This is a genomic window from Calothrix rhizosoleniae SC01, from assembly GCF_900185595.1.
Classification (GTDB): domain Bacteria; phylum Cyanobacteriota; class Cyanobacteriia; order Cyanobacteriales; family Nostocaceae; genus Calothrix_A; species Calothrix_A rhizosoleniae.
Genome location: NZ_FYBH01000456.1, coordinates 1 through 2332, shown reverse-complemented (window position 1 = coordinate 2332; position 2332 = coordinate 1). Strand labels below are relative to the sequence as shown.

The 2332-nt window shown below is 36.7% G+C and carries 3 protein-coding genes; 1 reads left to right on the top strand and 2 read right to left on the bottom strand.

All coding sequences use genetic code 11. From position 1 onward, the window contains the following. The coding region (locus CALSC_RS25380; RefSeq protein ID WP_159460699.1) for a multicopper oxidase family protein at positions 1–793 on the top strand (793 nt) is incomplete at its 5' end. A 258-nt stretch (positions 794–1051) separates the two neighbouring features. On the opposite strand, the gene CALSC_RS25375 is transcribed toward CALSC_RS25380, so the two are convergent. Then, positions 1052–1381 carry a hypothetical protein gene (locus CALSC_RS25375; protein ID WP_088243954.1) on the bottom strand — a complete coding sequence of 110 codons (330 nt, stop codon included), beginning with the start codon at positions 1379–1381 and terminating at the stop codon, positions 1052–1054. Between the two features lie 453 nt (positions 1382–1834). Continuing rightward, positions 1835–2332, bottom strand: a 498-nt coding sequence (locus CALSC_RS26840; protein ID WP_407641976.1) for an NACHT C-terminal helical domain 2-containing protein, incomplete at its 5' end; no start/stop codon positions are given.

Below are 2332 nucleotides of genomic sequence, written 5' to 3'. Positions count from 1 at the left end.
GAATTACCAACTTGCCTTAAGTCAGAAAGCTGAAGAGCTGACCATTGGTGAGAGATTGGTAGTAATTGCCAGTGATGGAGGATTACTTGCAGAACCCGTAGAATTAACTACTCCTTTGCAAACTTTGGCGGTGGGTGTGGCAGAACGGTACGATGTGATTATTGATTTTTCCAAATATCCCGTCGGTAGTCAAGTATTTTTACGGAATATTGGTTTTTCAGGTTCCCTGGATAATGATATCCGTACCCATACGATTATGCGCTTTGATGTGGTACGGTCAGAGGCAGATAATAGCATCATACCTAGTCAACTACGTCCTGTAGAACCTTTAATTAATAAACCCATAATCAGGGCTCGTAACTTCAGATTTGAACGCAATAACCAAGAGTGGTTAATTAATGATAGAACTTGGGATCCAAAACGTGTAGATGCTAATCCTCAGGTGGGAGACGTGGAAATTTGGAATTTGGTCAATCCTGGAAGCGGTTGGGTGCATCCAGTGCATATTCATCTAGTTGATTGCCAAATGCTCTCACGCAATGGGTTACAACCTCGTCCCTATGAACAGGGTTGGAAGGATGTATTTATGGTTGGTGAATTCCAGACGGTACGGATAATTACTCAATTTCGCACCCGACAAGGAGATGACATCAAAGGTAAATTTATGATGCACTGTCACAACCTTGTACACGAAGATCATGCAATGATGACCCAGTTTGAAGTTGGTAAAGGTGGTCATGATCCGGTAACTAAGGCACCCGCCCAACCAATTGACCAAATGTTACCTTTATAATCCAGCTTGTAGTTGGGTTATCCGCAATGATAGCCCAACTATAAACAATTGAACCATACCAGTAACTTGAACCAATTCAAATAATGTTTGCAACATATAAATTCTTAGTAAGGGCACGGCACCAGTAGAGACGCGATATAGCCTCCCTTCGGGAGGAGCTACGCTAACGCGTCTCTACATTCTTTTTCGGAGATGTCTATTGAAAGATTGTGGATGTTCCCTACGTTTCTGTCCCATTTTTTTTCAAAATGGTATTAATTAATTCTCTTCTCCGTAAACTTCCTGGTCAAATTTTTCCATCGCTTCCATATCATAAGGATTTGGAGGTTGGGGATAAGTACGGCGAGTAGCTTTTACAACTGGTTTTTTTTCTTCCTGTTTTGATTCTACAGGTTGAGTTTCCTGGGATATATCTTCTGATTGGGAAAGTTTTTGTGTCGGCATTTTGGTAGTTACTTCCTCACTCACAGGGCTTTGAGCCACCAAAAAATTAGCTTGAGGAATTAAGGGACTAGCAAATGCCACTGATATGATGCAGAAAGTAGAAGCAAGAAATAGGACAATACTTAAAAACAAGGATTTCAACATAATTATTTTTCTCCTTTTTTTAGTCAAAATTTTCTGTCAGCTCTACTAATACCAATTTGAAAAATGATGGCGACAGATAGAAATTTGAAAAGCTTATTTAATAACTCTTTCACAATCCCGGAAGTTAACAAAAATTTACTTATCGGGACTTAAAGACTTAAACAACAATCAAGCCCAAACAAAGCCTAAACTGGGTTTGTAAGCAATAAATACTTCACGGTTTAGATTCAGCCATTCCACAAATCGAAAAGATATTGCTGTGAAATGCGTCCAGCAAAGCTGTCCTCTATCTTTCTTCAGTAAGACTTACTATAATTTTACATAAAATTTATAAATAAACTAAGTAAATTATCTTAGGATTACTTTATCTATACTTCTTCAGTGTAAATTTTGTACGAAGATGAATACTTAGCGATCGCATTATTTTAGCAGTCTGGATATAGCGCGATCGCTTTACTCTATATTTTCACGTTTGCGCTTTTCGATTTCGACCATGGGTAATAGTAATGCTTCTTCTATCTGTTCTCTCACGCAACCACTCATTTTACTAGCACAATTTAAGCATTGAACCAGAGTAATATTTGAATGATAGTAATGTCGAATATTTTGAATTTGTACATCACTAAGCTGCCATTCATGTCCTATACTACGATGCTCAATCAATATTATTCTGAGATTATCAATCCATTTTTGGTTTTGGGAAAAATTTTCCCAAATAGGCGTAGGCTCGTTAGACATTTTGTTATTAAAGGAAAATATTAATCTTCTGAATAATTGGCAAAACAACTGTATTTTTAATTTTGTAATCAATATTTTTAACCAAATAGAACCAGCATTTTTTAATGCTCTTGCTAACATTTTTAATTGTGTGACTAATATTTTTATATCGATTTCCTCAGAATAGTTTAATTCTTTATAAATTGAATTATTGAGCTCCCCATCGTACATAAG